The sequence below is a fragment of the Ruegeria sp. J8 genome (assembly GCF_056531925.1).
On record NZ_JBQFMR010000003.1, the window covers coordinates 544,405 to 561,411 of the forward strand.

At 56.4% G+C, this 17,007-nt stretch carries 22 protein-coding genes, 1 tRNA gene and 1 pseudogene; 13 read left to right on the forward strand and 11 right to left on the reverse strand.

The window, feature by feature from the left end; translation table 11 throughout:
- Positions 1–423: a tellurite resistance TerB family protein gene (locus ACR0L1_RS09380; RefSeq protein ID WP_170772402.1), complete on the reverse strand. Its 423-nt coding sequence runs from the start codon at positions 421–423 to the stop codon at positions 1–3.
- A gap of 83 nt (positions 424–506) precedes the next feature.
- Positions 507–974 (reverse strand): Lrp/AsnC family transcriptional regulator, encoded by a 468-nt coding sequence (locus ACR0L1_RS09385; protein WP_170789778.1) that lies wholly within the window; start codon positions 972–974, stop codon positions 507–509.
- A 102-nt stretch (positions 975–1,076) separates the two neighbouring features.
- Here ACR0L1_RS09385 and phhA point away from each other — a divergent pair.
- The 4 genes and pseudogenes from phhA to ACR0L1_RS09405 all read left to right on the forward strand — a co-directional run.
- A pseudogene (phhA, locus tag ACR0L1_RS09390) lies at positions 1,077–1,883 on the forward strand (phenylalanine 4-monooxygenase); the annotation flags it as partial.
- A gap of 131 nt (positions 1,884–2,014) precedes the next feature.
- Positions 2,015–3,589 carry a lysine--tRNA ligase gene (locus ACR0L1_RS09395; protein WP_170772396.1) on the forward strand — a complete coding sequence of 525 codons (1,575 nt, stop codon included), beginning with the start codon at positions 2,015–2,017 and terminating at the stop codon, positions 3,587–3,589.
- Positions 3,590–3,637: 48 nt separating this feature from the next.
- Positions 3,638–4,039, forward strand: a complete 402-nt coding sequence (locus ACR0L1_RS09400) for a DUF4864 domain-containing protein (RefSeq protein ID WP_480505792.1) — start codon at positions 3,638–3,640, stop codon at positions 4,037–4,039.
- A gap of 129 nt (positions 4,040–4,168) precedes the next feature.
- Positions 4,169–6,457 (forward strand): glycosyl hydrolase family 28-related protein, encoded by a 2,289-nt coding sequence (locus tag ACR0L1_RS09405; protein ID WP_480858396.1) that lies wholly within the window; start codon positions 4,169–4,171, stop codon positions 6,455–6,457.
- A gap of 9 nt (positions 6,458–6,466) precedes the next feature.
- Here ACR0L1_RS09405 and ACR0L1_RS09410 read toward each other — a convergent pair whose 3' ends face one another.
- Complete coding sequence (locus ACR0L1_RS09410) at positions 6,467–7,150, reverse strand: hypothetical protein (RefSeq protein ID WP_480858398.1); 684 nt, start codon at positions 7,148–7,150, stop codon at positions 6,467–6,469.
- Between the two features lie 123 nt (positions 7,151–7,273).
- Here ACR0L1_RS09410 and ACR0L1_RS09415 point away from each other — a divergent pair, with 123 nt between their 5' ends.
- From ACR0L1_RS09415 to ACR0L1_RS09435, 5 genes are all read left to right on the forward strand, one after another.
- Positions 7,274–7,600: an antibiotic biosynthesis monooxygenase family protein gene (locus tag ACR0L1_RS09415; protein WP_170772389.1), complete on the forward strand. Its 327-nt coding sequence runs from the start codon at positions 7,274–7,276 to the stop codon at positions 7,598–7,600.
- Between the two features lie 66 nt (positions 7,601–7,666).
- Positions 7,667–8,074, forward strand: a complete 408-nt coding sequence (locus ACR0L1_RS09420) for a universal stress protein (RefSeq protein ID WP_170784769.1) — start codon at positions 7,667–7,669, stop codon at positions 8,072–8,074.
- Positions 8,075–8,204: 130 nt separating this feature from the next.
- Complete coding sequence (locus ACR0L1_RS09425) at positions 8,205–8,630, forward strand: excalibur calcium-binding domain-containing protein (protein WP_237215804.1); 426 nt, start codon at positions 8,205–8,207, stop codon at positions 8,628–8,630.
- A 14-nt stretch (positions 8,631–8,644) separates the two neighbouring features.
- The gene (locus ACR0L1_RS09430) at positions 8,645–8,998 is read left to right on the forward strand and encodes an MmcQ/YjbR family DNA-binding protein (RefSeq protein WP_170785470.1); all 354 of its coding nucleotides are present in this window, start codon (positions 8,645–8,647) and stop codon (positions 8,996–8,998) included.
- Between the two features lie 210 nt (positions 8,999–9,208).
- Entirely contained in the window at positions 9,209–9,499 is a 291-nt protein-coding gene (locus ACR0L1_RS09435; protein ID WP_170772381.1) for an antibiotic biosynthesis monooxygenase family protein, read from the forward strand.
- Positions 9,500–9,569: 70 nt separating this feature from the next.
- Here the strand turns inward: ACR0L1_RS09435 and ACR0L1_RS09440 are convergent, their stop codons facing one another.
- Both ACR0L1_RS09440 and uvrB read right to left on the reverse strand, forming a co-directional pair.
- Positions 9,570–10,325, reverse strand: a complete 756-nt coding sequence (locus ACR0L1_RS09440) for an Abi-alpha family protein (RefSeq protein WP_480858400.1) — start codon at positions 10,323–10,325, stop codon at positions 9,570–9,572.
- A 17-nt stretch (positions 10,326–10,342) separates the two neighbouring features.
- A complete protein-coding gene (gene uvrB / locus ACR0L1_RS09445) occupies positions 10,343–12,529 on the reverse strand; it encodes an excinuclease ABC subunit UvrB (RefSeq protein ID WP_480505802.1) in 2,187 nt (728 codons plus the stop codon).
- 153 nt (positions 12,530–12,682) lie between these two features.
- Here uvrB and ACR0L1_RS09450 point away from each other — a divergent pair, with 153 nt between their 5' ends.
- The 3 genes from ACR0L1_RS09450 to ACR0L1_RS09460 all read left to right on the forward strand — a co-directional run bounded on the left by ACR0L1_RS09450 (position 12,683) and on the right by ACR0L1_RS09460 (position 13,570).
- Positions 12,683–12,994, forward strand: a complete 312-nt coding sequence (locus tag ACR0L1_RS09450) for an ETC complex I subunit (RefSeq protein WP_170772375.1) — start codon at positions 12,683–12,685, stop codon at positions 12,992–12,994.
- Positions 12,948–13,472, forward strand: coding sequence for a GNAT family N-acetyltransferase (locus ACR0L1_RS09455; RefSeq protein WP_480858403.1), 525 nt, complete (start codon positions 12,948–12,950; stop codon positions 13,470–13,472). The genes ACR0L1_RS09450 and ACR0L1_RS09455 overlap by 47 nt, the downstream gene beginning before the upstream one ends.
- A 21-nt stretch (positions 13,473–13,493) precedes the next feature.
- Positions 13,494–13,570: transfer RNA gene (locus tag ACR0L1_RS09460), tRNA-Arg, on the forward strand.
- Positions 13,571–13,577: 7 nt separating this feature from the next.
- Here the strand turns inward: ACR0L1_RS09460 and ACR0L1_RS09465 are convergent.
- The 6 genes from ACR0L1_RS09465 to ACR0L1_RS09490 form a co-directional block, all read right to left on the reverse strand.
- On the reverse strand, positions 13,578–14,705 hold the full coding sequence (locus tag ACR0L1_RS09465) for a tyrosine-type recombinase/integrase (RefSeq protein WP_480858405.1): 1,128 nt from the start codon (positions 14,703–14,705) through the stop codon (positions 13,578–13,580).
- Entirely contained in the window at positions 14,705–14,875 is a 171-nt protein-coding gene (locus tag ACR0L1_RS09470; RefSeq protein WP_480858407.1) for a hypothetical protein, read from the reverse strand. Before ACR0L1_RS09470 ends, ACR0L1_RS09465 begins: the two co-directional genes overlap by 1 nt.
- A gap of 2 nt (positions 14,876–14,877) precedes the next feature.
- Entirely contained in the window at positions 14,878–15,426 is a 549-nt protein-coding gene (locus ACR0L1_RS09475; RefSeq protein WP_480858409.1) for a hypothetical protein, read from the reverse strand.
- Positions 15,427–15,517: 91 nt separating this feature from the next.
- Positions 15,518–15,796 (reverse strand): hypothetical protein, encoded by a 279-nt coding sequence (locus ACR0L1_RS09480; protein ID WP_480858411.1) that lies wholly within the window; start codon positions 15,794–15,796, stop codon positions 15,518–15,520.
- A 17-nt stretch (positions 15,797–15,813) separates the two neighbouring features.
- Complete coding sequence (locus tag ACR0L1_RS09485) at positions 15,814–16,008, reverse strand: hypothetical protein (RefSeq protein WP_170527671.1); 195 nt, start codon at positions 16,006–16,008, stop codon at positions 15,814–15,816.
- Positions 16,001–16,156, reverse strand: coding sequence for an Arc family DNA-binding protein (locus ACR0L1_RS09490; protein WP_170527674.1), 156 nt, complete (start codon positions 16,154–16,156; stop codon positions 16,001–16,003). The genes ACR0L1_RS09485 and ACR0L1_RS09490 overlap by 8 nt, the downstream gene beginning before the upstream one ends.
- A 108-nt stretch (positions 16,157–16,264) precedes the next feature.
- Between ACR0L1_RS09490 and ACR0L1_RS09495 the strand changes: the two genes are divergently transcribed.
- The gene (locus ACR0L1_RS09495) at positions 16,265–16,549 is read left to right on the forward strand and encodes an Arc family DNA-binding protein (RefSeq protein WP_480858413.1); all 285 of its coding nucleotides are present in this window, start codon (positions 16,265–16,267) and stop codon (positions 16,547–16,549) included.
- The last annotated feature ends 458 nt before the right edge of the window (positions 16,550–17,007 follow it).

Sequence of the window (17,007 nt, forward strand, 5' to 3'; positions counted from 1 at the left end):
TCAGGTGGTGTGACGTGCCCGTGCGCCGCGTTCAATTGCAGCGGCGTGCAGGCGGTCGACGTTCAGCTCGTAACGGATTTCTTCCAGCAGGCGCAGTTCGGTCTCGGCCAGGGATCCGTCCGCAGCGGCCACGTCGCAAGCCAGGGCATATGCGGTTTCGTTCAGCCGCTCGGGCAGGTTTTCCCGGATCAGACCAAACAGCGCATCCAGCCCGTCCTCTTGTTCGAACAGGTCGAACACGATCTGCGAGACTCGGCGGGTGCGGTCGATGTCATACTCGGCAAAGACCGGCAGCATGTTCACAGCGGCTTCGATTTTGACCAGTTCAGCCGTGCGAATGGTTTCGTCCGATGCTGAGATCGCCACCATGATCGCAACAAGGCAATCCTGCGGAGACATCGGGTGAGGCACTTGATCGGTCATGGTGTGGTCCTGATAGAGCTGTTCTGAACGCGCACGATAGGAGGGACCGGGATCGGGTTCAACGGATTTCGGCGGCCAAAGCGTCACAGGATGGGCAACGGCCCACGCGTTTTGGTCTGGCGCAGCACGAAATTGCTGCGTGTGTCGCGGACAAGGCCGGATTTCAACAGGCGTTGCATGATGAAATGTTCAAGGTCCTCGGGGGTGCGCGCGTAGACCTTCAAGATGAAATCGTGATCCCCGGTGATCGAGGCGCATTCGACGATCTGGGCTTCGGTCTCAACCAGACGCAGGAAGGACGCGATGCTGTCCTCTTGGTGGTCTTTCAACGCGATGTGAACGTAGGCGATCGCATTCAGCCCCACCGATTTTGCGGGCACCCGCGCGGCATAACCGGAGACGACACCCGTTGCCTCAAGATCTCGTACTCGCCGCCAGCATTGCGAGGCCGACAGCCCGGTCCGGTCGGCGAGATCCTGCATGGACAGACGTCCGTCTGACTGAAGCTCTTGCAGGATAGCGATGTCAGCAGGTTGAAGGGTTTGGGTCATAATCAGCACATTATTGAAATGTTTGGGCCAAAAATCCAGCAATTCCTCACGCCATTAAGTCAATTTTACCACGAGTAAGGGCTAAAATTCTATCAAGGAGGACGTTCCATGCCCAAATCCACCAAATACGTGGCCAAACAGGCCGACGCGCGCGGCCATATTGCTTATACCGCCGAGGAGGACGCGGTTTGGGCGGACCTTTATGCGGCGCAGCAGGAAAATGTGCAGCGCTACATGGCGCGGGAATATCTGGACGGGTTGAAGCGGTTGGAGATGCCCAAGACCCACGTGCCGTCCTGCGCAGATATATCCGAGCGTCTTCTGGACCTGACCGGGTGGCGCGTTCAGCCGGTTCCGGCGCTGATCGGGTTCAAGACCTTTTTTGGCATGCTCGCGGACCGGGTTTTTCCTGCTGCATCGTTCATCCGGTCGCGCGAGGATTTTGACTATATTGAAGAACCCGACATCTTTCACGAAATCTTCGGTCACACGCCCCTGCTGAGCGATCCGCGTTTTGCGGCTTTCAGCCATGCGATCGGCAAGGCCGGGGTTGAGGCGGGGGATAAAGATTATGCCTGGCTGATCCGGTTGTATTGGTTTTCGATTGAATTCGGATTGCGCCGTCAGGATGGGCAGATCAAGGCGCTGGGCTCGGGGCTGGCGTCTTCACCTACAGAGCTGGTTTATGCCGTGGAAAGTGACATACCCGACCGGGACCCGTTCGACGTGATGACGATCTTGCGTACGCCGTATCGGATCGACATGCATCAGATGGGATATTTCGTGCTGGACGATCCCGAAGAGCTGTTTGCCGCTGCCGATCGGGATCTGCTGGCCGATGTGCATCAGGCGCAGCGAATGGGTTTGCTGCCGAACAAGTTCCCGCCGAAAGTGACGGCAGCCGAATAAACCGCAACCGGGGTTTCCGCTCAGAAAAACAGCGCGCTTTATTGACTCATGCTGCACCGGCACAATAGGAGGGGTCGGTCGGGTCGCAAAGGGCGTCCGGCGCTGTATTTCCCGATGGAGCACCTGAGAACATGTCTGAACTGCGTGAAACCGCGATGTCGTCCAAGGCCTGGCCTTTCGAAGAGGCGCGCCGGGTCCTAAAACGCTACAGACAAGGTGCGCCGGAAAAGGGATATGTTCTGTTCCAGACCGGCTATGGCCCGTCGGGCCTGCCGCATATCGGCACCTTTGGCGAGGTCGCGCGGACCTCGATGGTACGGCATGCGTTTGAACAGATCAGCGATATTCCGACCAAGCTGATCTGCTTTTCGGATGATATGGACGGCTTTCGCAAGGTTCCGACCAATGTGCCGATGCAGGACGAGCTGAAAGAAGACCTGCATCTGCCGCTCACCAAAGTCCGCGACCCATTTGGCACGCATGAAGGGTTCGCGCAGCACAACAACGCGATGCTGTGCGATTTTCTGGACAGTTTCGGGTTCGAGTATGAATTCGCCTCGGCCACAGACTACTACACCAGCGGCAAGTTTGATGAGACGCTGCTGATCGCGCTGGAGCGCTTCGACAAGATACAAGAAATCATGCTGCCGACCCTCGGGCCCGAGCGGCGCGAGACTTATTCCTGCTTCCTGCCGATCAGCCCGAAAACCGGTCATGTGCTGCAGGTGCCGACGCTTGAACGCAACGTGGCTAAGGGCACGATTGTTTATCAGGAGCCTGATGGCGAAAGGGTCGAAATCCCGGTTACGGGCGGCAACGTCAAGATGCAGTGGAAGCCCGACTGGGCCATGCGTTGGGCCGCGCTGGGCGTGGATTATGAGATGTCGGGTAAAGACCTGATCGACTCCGTCACGCAATCGTCGAAAATCTGCCGGGCGCTGGGCAAGCAGCCGCCCGAAGCGCTCAGCTATGAGTTGTTCAATGATGAGCAGGGGCAAAAGATCTCGAAGTCCAAGGGCAATGGTTTGTCGATGGAAGAGTGGCTGACCTATGCCGCCCCCGAAAGCCTGTCGTATTTCATGTACCAAAAGCCCAAAACCGCCAAACGTCTGTATTTCGACGTCATTCCCAAGGCGGTGGATGAGTATCACCAGCAATTGCGCGCCTATCCGGGGCAGGAATTGAAGGCGCAGTTGAACAACCCGGTCTGGCATATCCATGGCGGTGACGTGCCTGCATCCACGCTTATGGTGCCGTTTGCGATGCTACTGAACCTTGCATCAGTGTCTGGTGCCGAGGACAAAGAAGCGCTGTGGGGTTTCATCCGCCGCTATGCGCCCGAGGCGACCGCAGAAACGCATCCCGATCTGGATCAGGCGGCGGGCTTTGCGGTGCGCTACTTCAACGATTTCGTCAAACCCACCCGACAGCACCGCGCGCCGACTGATCAGGAACGTGAGGCACTGGAAGCGTTGAAGGCCGCGTTGCAAGCCTATGATGGCCCGCTTGAGGACGAGGCGCTGCAATCAGTGGTTTACTCCATCGGGCGCGAGCGATTCGACCCGATGCGCGGATGGTTCACAGCGCTCTACGAGGTGCTGCTGGGGGCCTCGCAAGGGCCGCGCTTTGGTGGGTTTATTGCCCTTTATGGTGTGCCCGAAACGATTGCGCTGATCGACAAGGCTTTGACCGGAGAGCTTGCCTGATTTGACCTGACATGATGTGGGGCTACCCTTGCCAAAGGAGGTAGCCCCATGCGTCGTATCTTGCTTGCCCTTTCGTTGAGTGCCTGTTTGGCCACGGGTGCATTTGCCCAAAGCACCGAGATCGAAGCCAATATCGCGGCGCAGATACAGGCGTTCAAAGCGGATGATTTCGCCACCGCCTTTACCTTTGCAAGCCCCAACATCCAGAGCATTTTCCGCACGCCCGAGAATTTCGGGAACATGGTGCGCAACGGCTATCCTATGGTCTGGCGACCCGCTGATATTCGGTTTCTGGAACTGCGCGAGATCGCGGGCGCGCTGTGGCAAAAGGTTCTGATCGTTGATGGTGCCGGACAAACTCACATTCTGGATTATCAGATGATTCAGTTAGAAAATGGCTGGAAGATCAATGGCGTGCAGTTGCTGGGCAACTCGGACCCCGCGGCGTGACGCAACACCAACGTCACGGTGACATGAGCAGCGATTAACACCCTTTCTGTACTCAGGCTTTTGCGCTCGGGGTGGCCCCGAGCCCTGGGTTAATGCGCGCTGATGGGTGCGATTGGGAAAGGGATTTCTATGAATAAGGCAATCACCGACGGCATCGTGTTCATGCCGGCTGCTTTTGCAAACGGCCTGAACGTCTGGTCCAGCGGCGACGGAACACCCGGCTCGCCGACCTATGAAGGCTCGGGCACCGGCGCTTTTGTTCCGGCGGATGCGGATTTCGGCGGCTGCCTTGAAATCCTCAAAGTCAGCGCCACGCAAAAGCTGCGTTATATGGGGCAGACCCCGTTGCAGCCGGGGTGCTATCTTCAGATCAAGGCGCGGGTGAAGGCAATCAGCGGGCCTTTGCCCGAGGTTCGGATCGCGGCCTGGGCTGGTGGCGCGGGTGAGACACATTTGGATGGGGTGATCGAGCAAGGCCCCGCAACCCAACTGTCGGGCTATGGCGCCGTCCATGAAATCACCGCGATTGTCGGGGCGGGGCAGCGCACCGGCGTGGATATGCCCTGGGGCGTGACCGCGATTTATGGCCATTTCGGACTTGATCTGATCGGAGCGAATGGCTCGATCGTGCGGGTGGATGATATCGAGATCACGGATGTGACCGGTGTTTTTCTGCGCGACATGATTAGCCTTGTGGATGTACGCGATTTTGGCGCGGTCGGTGATGGGGTTGCAGATGACACGTCCGCCTTTGTCGCGGCGGACCAGGCTGCGGGTGGACGCCGGGTTTTTGTGTCTGAAGGCACTTACCTGCTGACTGAAAATACCACCATCGCGTCCGAGATCGAGTTTGAGGGCACCGTCACGATGCCTGACGATAAGATGCTGCTGTTGACCAAGAATTTCGACCTGCCAGCTTATATCAACGCGTTCGGGGATGAGGAGTTGGCATTTAAAAAGGCATTTCAGGCGCTGTTGAACAATGCGGACCATGAATCCCTGGACATGGGTGGACGCAAGATATCGGTAAACGGCCCGATTGACATGGCCGCAGCCGTTCCGAACCGGCAGGGTGGTTTCTCCACCCGTCGCGTCATTCGCAATGGCCAGTTCGATGTCAAAGACAATGCAGCCTGGGATACCGAGACCTTCACTTCGGTCGCAACCTACAACCCATCCGATCCGACTCGGCTGACCAATGTCGCCAATGTTGCGAATATTCCGGTTGGGTCCTTGGTAGGGGGCAATGGTGTCGGGCGCGAGATTTACGTGCGGTCCAAGAATGTTGGTGCGGGCGAAATCACTCTGAACGCCCCGATTTATGATGCGGCGGGCACGCAGTCGTTCTCGTTTTTTTCGTTCAAGTACCTGCTGGATTTCATGGGTTTCAGCACCCTGCGCAAATTTGGCATGGAAGAGATCGAGTTTCAGTGCAACGGGCGATGCAGCGGCATCCGTCTGGCACCGTCTGGCAGTACATTTGCGATTACCAACTGCTTTGTCAGCCGTCCGAAGGATCGCGGGATTACTTCAATCGGTACCGGCTGTCAGGGGATGTTGATCGACAATTGCCAGTTCCTGTCGGCTGAGGAGTCTTTCAACGTCTCGGATCGCAGATCCATCGCCCTGAACGCGACAGCGAATGATATCAAACTGCGCCACAATCGTGCTGTCAGGTTCCTGCATTTTGCCGTTCTGGGTGGGACGAACAACCTGGTGCTGGGCAACCACTTCTTCCAGGGCGACAGCATTGCTCAGGGCGTGCGCAGCGCCGGGTTGGTTATGATCGGGACCTATAACAGCTCGACCATTTCCGAGAACTATGTCGATAATTGCTTTTTGCAGTGGACTAATGAGCGGGACGCCAATCCGGCGTACACGGCGGGATTTTCGTTCAGCGCGATGACCATAACCGACAATATATTCTACTGTAACGAGGTCGCACCCTGGTTCAGCAATATTGTCATTCGGCCGCACGGGCCTGGCCATTTCCTGAATGGTGTCGTTGTTGCTGGGAACAAATTTCGCTCCGTCAACGGCGCGATCGACCGGGCCGAGCGGGTGGATACGACTTTCGCGGATTTCAACCATTTCGCGCATCTGAACGTGAGTTTCAGGGACAACACGTTTCATGGCATCTCGGCCAAGGTTGAAAACCCGCTGCGTCTGGTTCACGCGCAAAGCTCGAATTCGTCGGTCTGGAGTATTGGGTCGCAAGCGCGTCTTCCATTTGGCGGAAAAGCCCGTGGGTGTGACGCGGTTACGGTGTTGGGTCCATTGAAGAACGCTTTTGGCGGGACTATCCACGACACACCTTATGTGGAGCTGGAACAGGGCAGCGGGAAGGACGTTATTAACCTGCGCTGGGCGCAATCCTTGCGCGGATCAGTCTCGACCATCATCCGAATGGAGCGCTGAGCGGCGGCGTCAGAACTCGGACCAGATTGCCAGTTTGATGCCCGTGTCATTGCGGGCATCTTTCCGCTCCAGCCCCAGAACCCAGGTTGTCGGGCTGTCCTGCCACCGGATCATGGCCGATGGCCGGACCCGCCAGAACAGAGAGCTTCCGCTGCGATAAGCGGTCTCGACCTGAAGCAAAGGGTTGATCAGCCGCGCTGAATTCAGGCCCGTTGTCAGGTCCAGTTTGCGATAGAGCGCGTCGTGGGTGCGGTATTCCAATGATGCATCCAGGGCCACCCAGCCATTGCCCCATCCGGTCGAGTACCCCTTTCCATAGGACAGGGTTGCCTTGTATAGCGCCCATGCTCCACGATAGCGGTGATGCACACCAACCCCGAACTCTGCGGCAAACCGCCCCTTTTGCTGCAAATCGGCAACCGGGATGCGGGCAAAGACGGTCGCATGACCGTAGAGGTCTCGGTTCTCTTCAAAATCGAACCCAATTGTCAGATTGTCCCGAGTACCCCATTCGGCATAAAGCGCGGATGCATAGTCATACCCCTGGTCGGGTTCCTTGAACACCGTCACCGACGCCGCCGCAAAAGCGGAATCCTTGCCGCGCAACCATGCGCCCGACCACGCAGGCGAGGCCAACAGGATAATGAACAAAAGGTAAAGAGCCCGGTACATGGGCGCAGCATCGGTCAGCATGGTTAACGGATCGTTAGTGAAATGACGAATTCCCGCAGCCGTGGCAAAGTGCTGAATTCGCCAACAAAGGCGGGACCTTTGGAAATCCTATGCTAGGCTGGGCTCAATAACAGGAGATTCCAGATGCCGAACATTGCCAAGAACACCAGCGTCCAAACCGTGATCACGACCTTCGAGATGACGCCCGGTACCTGTCAAGACCTGCTTGAGGCGCTGACTGACGCCTATGCCGATTTCATCTCGAAGCAGCCCGGCTTTGTGGCGGCGGGGCTGCATGTCAATGACGCTCAGACGCGGATCGCCAATTACTCGCAATGGGAACGGCGCGAGGATTTTCTGGCGATGCTGCGCACCCCGGAAATGCGCGACCGGAATCGCAAGATCAACGAGCTGTGCAAAAGCTTTGAACCGGTGATGTATGATGTTGCCGAAACTTTTAGCGGATCGTGACCTAAATCAAAGCCGTGCCTTGCGAATTGGCGCATCCTGACCGCGAAATGAACGGAGGTGCGCGTCATGTATCACAATATTCTGGTCCCGATTTCCTTTGATGCAGAGCGGGATATTTCCGGCCCGCTGAAACTGGCCAAGGTGTTGGCAACCCCGGATGCACAGGTCACGCTGCTGCATGTGGTCGAGCATATCCCGAACTACGCGATTTCCTATATGCCGCCCGAATATCTGCGCGAAGCCCGCAAGGCTCTGCAAACCGAATTGGACAGCTTGGCCGCCAAACTTCCCAATGCCAAAGGTGTGGTTGTCGAAGGGCATTCCGGGCGCACCATTCTGGATTGGTCCGAAGAACATAAGCCCGACCTGATCATCATGGCGTCGCATCGTCCGGGGATGCAGGACCTTCTGTTGGGATCGACGGCCAACCATGTGGTTAGGCACGCCGCTTGCGCGGTGCATGTGGTGCGCTAGCTGCGCCGCGGATCGGGCATATCCGTCCGGACGAAATAATCGACCGTATTCGACGCGGAATTCCGCACAGATACGTGAGGGCGGGAACTCGGGTCTCGATATTGCCACAAAACGGTATTAGCCTTTTGTTATGTCAACACATGCGCCTGAGCGGCGTCCACTTCTTACTGATCCGAATGCACCGGCCCGCATCCGACGGGCTGAGGCGCTGCGCAGGCGGGCGCTGTCTCCGATACGTATCCTGCTGATGATCCTGATGCTGCCGGTGACAACCGCCGTGATTGGATTCAGTGTTTATTTGCGCACCTCGGATTTCGAACAGGAAGAGGCGGTGCTGCATCTGATTGCCATGGCTGGATGTCCGACAGCGTTGAAAGTGATTCCCGGCCCCTATTATGCGGGTGAGCTCGGCTATCACTTGCGTAACGACCCCGATGGGAATGGTGTTGCCTGCGAAACGCCTCAGCAGCTTGCCGTTCCGGTCACGGCCGAAGCCCCGCAACTGGCGCAACCGGTCGAGCGCTCTGTCGGCAGCGCCAAATTCCTGCGGCCCTAGTTCAATCCGCGATGATGACCCGAGATGCGTTTAACGCGTTCTGCGCCAGCCTCAAAGCCACAACCCATGTGGTGCAATGGGGCAATGCGGATGTGTGGAAGGTAGGCGGCAAGGTGTTTGCGATCTGTGGCTGGCATGAAGGGCGCGACGCCGTCACCTTTAAAGCCACCGATCTGACGTTTGAGGTCCTGAGCGACGTTCCCGGCATCCGCCCCGCGCCCTATCTGGCCTCACGCGGGATGAAGTGGTTGCAGGTCTATGAGGAACGCGGGATGAGCGATGCCTCGCTGCGCGAGCATATCGTGACGTCTTATGACTTGGTGGTGGCGAAGCTGACCAAGAAGGTACGAGCGGAGTTGGGCGTTTAACCTAGGCGGCAGCCCTGCAACATCTCGGTTCTATGCGCTGGGTTGCAACTTTGGAGTGTCAGTCAGCATGCTCGGGTAAGGCGCATAGTTGAAAATGCGCCGAGTTCATAAGTATCAATACGAGATTTGTGCCTGCCATGCTACCTTCTGCGCGGCGAGATTTCTTTGATCGCGCCCTACGGCAATTTCGCCAGACGAGGGAGGAAAGTCATGTTTGCACGTATTACTCAATTCAAAATGAAGCCAGGCACGCGCGAGGCTGCGACAGCGAAAATGAACGCGTTGAAGTCAGAAATCATGGGCATGCCTGGCATGCACAGCTTTACCAACGTGATGAACGAAGACGGCTCGGGCTACGTGATCTCGGTGGTCGAGAGCGAGGCGACGTCGAACGCGAACGCGCCCAAAGTGGCCGAGCTGTGGGGCCATTTCGCCGAGTTCATGGAAGGGCCGCCGACGCCGGTTGGGTATGATGTGATCGCCCATTGGGATAAGGGTTAAAGGTTTGGGTGAGAGGAGCCTCGTTCTTATAGATAGTGCTGGATGGGTGCGAACACCCATCCAGCACTATCTAAGTTTCTTCAGAGAAAACCGCGCTAAGAAACAATTTTCCGAACTTAGAGCACTCTATTTTTTCATAGTTGGGAAGCTTCTGATCTACTGAGATAAACATTCTAGCATTACCGTGTGAGTGGATATTGGCTGTGTCTATCTCGGCGCGAGAGAACTCAAGAATTCCCAGTTTTATCAGATGCTCAATCTCGTCGGAGCCTACATCCAATTTGTTCTTGAACTCATAGGGCGAGAACGTTCTCCAATAGTGTTCGAATTCGTCATCGCCCCAATCGGAAACCTCTGCAAGATTTTCCAAACCCCATGCCCGGTTCTCCCAAATGAATAACAGAATCCGAAAACTAACCGTGGTAAGTTGCTCCATTACGTGAACGAAGCGTTTGTCAATCTTTGCTCCGTTGGGGTCCATCGCTTCGGCTAGTAGTTTGGCCCAGAGTTCGTGGAGTTCTTCGTTATCCTCCAAACTAGCGGCCTCTAAAAGAGGCACGGCAATTTTTGGAGGTACCGATCTAGTTTCTTCAACCTTCCTTTTGGTCAAGGTACTTTCAGTTCTCTCTTTGAGTTTTGCCAATCGTCGCGTTCTAAATTCGCGAAGCGGATCAGTCAGAAAGGTTCCAGCGGCGATTTCAATCGGCTCGCCAATTACTTTGTAAATGAAAGAACCAACCGCAGAGGTTTGATCAAGTGCTTTCGAAGTAGTTTTAGCCACTTCGGCTGCAGCTCCTGAAACTTCCTTTATCGTTTCTTTATCCATAAGTTACCTAATTCGATTTACCGTTTCCGTCGCTTCACATTCCCACCGCGTTGCCCCGGACGTCCAGCCGTTGACCGACCACGCGATTTCACCGCATCCTCGGACGCTTTCTCGACCGCCCATTGGCGCGCCATGGGGTCGTCGGCGACGGCCAGATCGACCGCCTCCAGACGTTTGATCTCATCCCGGATATTGGCGGCTTCTTCGAATTCAAGGTTCTCGGCGGCTTTGCGCATCTGTTCGCGCAACCCGTCCAGATGCGCTTCCAAATTCGCGCCATGCATCGGTTTGTCGATGGTGGCGGTGACGCGGTTCATGTCGACGTCGCCTTCGTAGAGACCGGCCAGAACGTCCTCGACATTCTTTTTCACCGTCTCGGGCGTGATGCCGTGTTCCTCGTTATAGGCGATCTGTTTGGCGCGGCGGCGGTTGGTCTCATTCAGCGCACGCTCCATCGAGCCGGTGATCTTGTCGGCATACATGATCACCCGGCCCTCGGCGTTCCGCGCGGCGCGGCCGATGGTCTGGACCAGAGAGGTCTCGGACCGCAGGAAGCCTTCCTTGTCGGCGTCCAGAATGGCGACCAGCCCGCATTCGGGAATGTCGAGCCCCTCGCGTAGAAGGTTGATGCCGACCAGCACGTCAAACGCGCCCAGCCGCAGGTCGCGCAGGATTTCGATCCGTTCGATCGTGTCGATATCCGAGTGCATGTAGCGCACCTTGATGCCCTGTTCGTGCAGGTATTCGGTCAGGTCTTCGGCCATGCGTTTGGTCAGGGTCGTGACCAACGTGCGGAAGCCATCGGCGGCCACCTTGCGCACCTCATCCAGCAGGTCGTCCACTTGCATCGAAACGGGGCGGATTTCGACCTCGGGGTCCAGCAGGCCGGTAGGGCGGATGACCTGTTCGGTGAAAACGCCACCCGATTGGTCCAGCTCCCACGCCGCCGGGGTGGCTGAAACAAAGACGGATTGTGGGCGCATGGCGTCCCATTCTTCGAACTTCAGGGGGCGGTTGTCCATGCAGGACGGCAGGCGGAACCCGTGTTCGGCCAGTGTGAATTTGCGCCGATAGTCGCCCCGGTACATGCCTCCGATCTGCGGGACAGACACGTGAGATTCGTCGGCAAACACGATGGCGTTGTCGGGGATGAATTCGAACAGGGTCGGGGGCGGTTCGCCCGGCGCGCGGCCGGTTAGGTAGCGCGAGTAGTTTTCGATCCCGTTGCAAACGCCGGTCGCCTCAAGCATTTCCAGATCGAAATTGGTGCGCTGTTCCAGACGCTGGGCTTCCAGCAATTTGCCCTCGCCGACCAGTTGGTCCAGCCGGATGCGCAACTCTTTTTTGATGCCGATGATCGCCTGCTGCATCGTGGGCTTCGGCGTCACGTAGTGCGAGTTTGCGTAGACCCGGATCTGCTCCATCGTATCAGTTTTCTCACCGGTCAGAGGATCAAACTCGGTGATTTGTTCCAATTCTTCACCGAAGAATGACAGCTTCCACGCACGGTCCTCAAGGTGGGCAGGCCAGATCTCCAAGCTGTCCCCACGAACCCGAAAGGACCCACGCTGAAACGCCTGGTCGTTGCGGCGGTATTGCTGAGCCACCAGATCTGCCATCACCTGCCGCTGATCATATTCGCTGCCGACTTTCAGGTCTTGCGTCATCGCCCCGTAGGTTTCGACTGAGCCGATGCCGTAGATACAAGACACCGACGCCACGATGATCACATCATCACGCTCCAACAACGCGCGAGTGGCCGAGTGGCGCATCCGGTCGATCTGTTCGTTGATCTGGGATTCTTTTTCTATGTATGTGTCGCTGCGCGGCACATAGGCCTCGGGCTGGTAGTAGTCATAGTAGCTGACGAAATATTCGACCGAGTTTTCGGGGAAGAACCCCTTGAACTCACCATAGAGCTGCGCGGCCAGCGTCTTGTTGGGCGCAAGGATGATGGCGGGACGCTGGGTTTCTTCGATCACCTTGGCCATGGTGAAGGTCTTGCCCGTGCCGGTCGCGCCTAGCAGAACCTGATCCCGCTCGCCATCCTGAACGCCGCCTGCCAGTTCCTTGATGGCCGTTGGCTGATCCCCTGCGGGGGAAAAATCGGTATGCATGACAAATGCCTTGCCGCCTTCCAGTTTCAGGCGGGCGCGGACGTCTTCGGCAGTCAGCTGGGTCTTGTCGGAATGTGCATAGGCCATAAGGGGAGATTCCTTTCGGGCCTGATTTTGATCTGTTTTTGTTCTTGTTCAAGAGGCCATTTCAATCACACCAAGTTGCGACATTTACGGACTTGTCCACGCAGCAGCTCTGACGCATAAACATGCCCAGCCAAGTGAGTACGGAGAGGCGACATGCGCGCACGGATTTACCAGCCTTCGCGAAATGCGATGACCTCGGGGATGGCCAAAACCCGCAAGTGGGTATTGGAATATGCTCCTGCGTCATCGCGTGAGGTTGATCCGTTGATGGGCTGGACGTCCTCCAGCGACACGCAAACTCAGGTGCGCCTGAAATTCGACACCAAGGAAGAGGCGTTGGATTACGCCAAGGACCACGGAATTGATGCGCAGGTGACCGAGCCGCACAAGCGCAAACCCAACGTTCGAGCAGGTGGATATGGTGAGAATTTCGCCACCAACCGGCGCGCACCCTGGACGCACTGAATTGATCGACATCCGCGAAGCTGACCCAACATCGGACGCGCTGCGCCCGGTGATCGAGGCGCATTTTGCCCATAGTGAAACTGCGGGACCGGCGGAAAGCAATCATACGATGGATGCCAGCGGTCTTGCGGGGCCTGGTATCCGGTTCTGGGCGATGTTCGACGCCGAACAGGCCATCGGCTGTGGTGCGCTCAAGGCGTTGCCGGATGGCACGGCTGAAGTTAAATCCGTGCATGTCGTCGCAGCGGCGCGCGGCCGGGGTCTGGCGCGCGCCATGATGGCGCATCTGGCGGATGTCGCGCGGTCTGAAGGGATGCAGGCACTGGTTCTGGAAACCGGGGCAGCCCATTTGTCCGATTATGACGCGGCGCGTAAGCTGTACGAGGCGCTGGGCTATTCCTATTGCGGCCCGATCTTTGGTTACTCCCAAGACCCAAACAGTGCCTTCATGCGCTTGGCCCTTGAACCCCGCGCATAAAAACCGCAAGAAGGGCGCAGCGGTCCCTTAGCTCAACTGGATAGAGCAGCTGACTTCTAATCAGCAGGTTGAGGGTTCGAGTCCTTCAGGGATCGCCAAAGCCATCTATTTATCCTTATTTTTCAGTGATCTATCTTCATTTTTGGCGAACATATCGACTAGGTTCGCCAAGGTTTGTTCCCCATTTGGCCGCGCAATCAGCTTAGCCATGCCGGAGTCAGCCATCACTTCGCGATTTGCATCCGCGATGTAACGCTGCACTTCGGATAGGGTCTTATGCCCCGTGATCGATTGTATCTCGGGGGCAGACGCACCGGCCTCGGCCAGACGTCTTGCACAGGCCTTTCTAAGGCCATGCGCGGAGCAAGCAGGCACACCGGCTTTATTGCACCATTCGCTCATATCGTTGCCCAGACCATCAGGGCTGCGTTGTTTGTCGTACTTGGTCTGCAGGAATGTCCCGATCTCAGGCAGGCGGTCGATGACTTCCCGCAGGTCCGGGTGAATCGGAATACTAACCAGTTGTCCGTTCGTTTTCTGGGTCTTCTGGCGGCGGTAAACCAGCCGTTCGCCGTCTTCGGTCTGTTTGATGCTAAAGCGGCCAAGTTTGACGGCATCCACCAGCGCTGCGCCCGTATACAGCATCAAGGTTGCCGCAGTGTGTGCGATTTCACCGGCCTGGTAGTGGTCAAAGAACTGCGCAATCTCAGCCTCAGACCACGTATGGATTCCTTGGCTCTCTACCTTGAAAGGCTTTGTGGCCCTAACTGGGTTTGATGGCATCCATTCCAGATCGACGGCCAAGTCTAAAAGCTGGCCTAGGCGCTTACGGAAGTTGTTTGCCGCGTTCGGCGTGTCCACCTTCTCGGCCATCATGTCGTTGATGTGGCGAGGCATAATCCCCTGAACGCGCTTGCCGCCGTGTTCGACGCGGAATCGCTCAATGATGCTGCGATAATTCCGCTTTGTGCTGTCAGACAGCTCCTTGAAAGTGCGCGACTGGTAAAACCGCGCGCACAGGTCATCCACCGTACCAGGCCGAACCCGATTAGCCCCGGCCATACCTTTGACGCTACCCAGTGCCAGCGCGGCTTCATACCGGCGCTGAAACTCATCTGATCCCCAGTCTGCGCCCAACTCGGAACGCTTGCCGTTCACGTTGATACGCCAGCGGCGCTTGCCACGCGCGTCGGTGTAGGGCTTCGCCAGAGGATACGGTTTGCGACCAGCCATCAGTCCCAGTCACTCTTGGGCTTATTGTTCGATTGATCGTCCTTTGCCCAAACCACGATTTTGCCGGTGTCGGGTTCAATCTCAAAGCGCCCAACCTCCATATTGGCTGCTGCCGCGCCTTTAAGGGCGCGGGTCACATCAACCTGTTTGAAGGGGGCAGGGTAGGACATGGTTAGTTGGCATCCTCCGGGTAGGCTTGGTCCAGTACGACGCGGTAATCCTCGAAGCCCCGACCAACCTGCTTACAAACCTGTCCAAAAAGACTCGTAACGTTCACTGAGGTGAAGCTATCGGTCAAAAGGAAGTTTTTAAGTCGCCCATGCGTGTCATAGTCCTTCCCTGGCTTCCAAAGATCCTCACAAGAGCATTCGCCAGCAAAAGCAAAAATCGTTTCGCCGTGGTTATGATGAAACGGAAGCGCTGGAATGCGATCAGGGAGACCTTGGGCGCTGCCTCCCCCGCCTTGGTGGGAGAAATGCGCGGCAAATTCAAAGGCCTTGCTCGGTTGAAATCCCATTGCTTCAAGGCGATAGGCCAACGCGAATTCCATGAGGGTGAAAAAGCCGAAGCGAGAGTGCTTCCCAGCCGGTTTGTTGCCGCCACGACTGCGCGGCCCCCAAGCGGTTACGTAGCCACGGTTGATGTGCGTGCGAAGGGTGGCCGGGTTCTTGCCGACGATTTCGGAGATTTTTGCCAAGGTAAATTTCTGCTCAAGGATCATGCCTGCCTCTCATACTTTGGTTCACTGTGGATCAATACGATCCGAAAGTCAATACTTTGATCCGCAGCGAACCAAAGTGAAGTAAGAAGTTCTATGCAGCCGCCTGCGCTGCCGCCCGACCCAGCGCCCCTAGCGCAAGGTTGGCCTTGCCGAGTTCCCGCATCAGTTTATCTGCTCGGTCAATCGACTCAGTAAGCATCAGTTGTGCTGCGTTCCGGGCTTGTCTGCCGACATCGTCAATACGGTCACCTTCATCGATCAAGATTTGCAATCCCTCCAAAAATCCTAGCAGGTTCATTGCGTCGGTCTCGAACTGGCCGAGATTTTCAGCCACGCTAGGATTGTTCGCGCAGACGCGTTCGTTCGTCATAGTTTTGTTCCCTTTGATTAGTGGCTGAGTTTGGCAAACTGGGCGTTATAGAGCGCCAGCATTTCACGGGCCGCTGCTTCGGCCCTAGTTGGTGGTAATACAAAGTCACCCGCGATCTGGTCGCTTTTAGCTAGCCGTTCGCAGGTCATTTCTTTGACGCAGTCTGACAGCGTCGCAAGCACCTGTTCCATTTCCCTGTGCAGTTCAGTCATGGCTGTTGCTCCGGTTCTCTTCCAGGCGGTTCATGCGTTCCCTAACGGCGCGAATAACTTCGGAATTCTGAGATGAGCCGTTCAGACCGGCCTGCTTCTCGATCCAGGTCTTTAAGTCTTCCGGCAATCTAAGCTGCATGGGTTTCATAATGAATCACCTGGGATGTCACGGTGACTTCAGTATGGCACCGTGACACCATTGAAGTCAACTTAAAAATGATGTCACGGTGCTATCAGCTTGTAGAGGTGGGGAATAATGAGTCCAACTGGCAGAGAAAGTGACAAGTTTATGCTGCGTCTCCCAGATGGGATGCGCGACCAGATCAAAACCTTCGCGGAAGCGAACCATCGAAGTATGAACGCTGAGATAATTGAAAGACTGGAGAAGTCTTTTGAAATCAGTGCCGAGGGTCGGGCCGTCCTAAAATTAAACAGCAGAAATGAAGAAATCCTTGGCATTAGGGAACTGCTGGTGGACGTAATTTTGCGTTTGGACGAAATGGGATCAAACGACGATTGGCTCGAAGACGACAAGCCATAGGGGGCACCCGAATCTTTAGGGCGATTTCGCCCATACCCACGCGCCCCCGAAAGATAGAGATTTCCCCATTTGAGAATGCGAGAGGGCGGCCTAAGCCGCCCCGCCGTCAACGCAATAATGCAATAACGGTCAGCAGAAGTGACAGCGTCGAAATAACATCCGAGTAAGTCACCTTGCCCTCTACCTTCAGAGTGAAACGCATAAGATTTCTCCTATCGCGCCGCTCGTCCGGACGAGCTAGTTAAAACCAGCTCAGTACTTGTATCCCGCCCTAGCGAGGCGGATTGGGCGTTCCTATGTACAACTCGTCACACCCATCGATTTAACGGGCTTAAGGATAGTGAGAGCATCACGCCCAAACGTCCATACCTCCGCCAACCTTAGCAACCAGCCGCTAAGCCAGTCACATAGCGCTGCTAGGCACTTCCTGGATTGTGAGTACAACTCACTAGCGGCAC